Source organism: Gottfriedia sp. ABJ_BB2_2 (assembly GCF_055484705.1).
Map to the genome: position 1 here is coordinate 1 of NZ_JBVFKR010000030.1, position 692 is coordinate 692.

Genomic DNA, 692 nt, shown 5'->3' on the forward strand with positions numbered 1-692 from the left:
ACTGGACCAACAGGATCAACAGGAGAAACGGGTCCAACGGGAGAAACAGGGTCAACAGGGTCAACCGGAGTAACAGGATCAACAGGAGAAACAGGACCAACGGGAGTAACGGGATCAACAGGACTAACGGGATCAACGGGAGCAACCGGAGCGACAGGGTTAACGGGTGAAACTGGTCCAACAGGGTTAACGGGAATAACAGGACCAACAGGGTCAACAGGAGTAACAGGATCAACAGGTGAAACGGGAACAACGGGAGTAACAGGATTAACTGGACCAACAGGATCAAAAGGAGAAACGGGTCCAACGGGAGAAACAGGGTCAACAGGATTAACGGGAGCAACCGGAGTAACAGGATCAACAGGAGAAACAGGACCAACGGGAGTAACGGGATCAACGGGAGCAACCGGAGCGACAGGGTTAACGGGAGAAACAGGTCCAACAGGGTTAACGGGAGAAACAGGTCCAACAGGGTTAACGGGTGAAACTGGTCCAACAGGGTTAACGGGAATAACAGGACCAACAGGGTCAACAGGAGTAACAGGATCAACAGGTGAAACGGGACCAACGGGAGTAACAGGATTAACTGGACCAACAGGATCAAAAGGAGAAACGGGTCCAACGGGAGAAACAGGGTCAACAGGATTAACGGGAGCAACCGGAGTAACAGGATCAACAGGAGAAACAGGACC

General features: G+C 52.0%; 1 protein-coding gene. It reads left to right on the plus strand.

The window, feature by feature from the left end:
* Positions 1–692: collagen-like domain-containing protein (locus ACX6U0_RS21280; protein WP_464961806.1), on the plus strand; the 692-nt coding region annotated here is incomplete at both ends.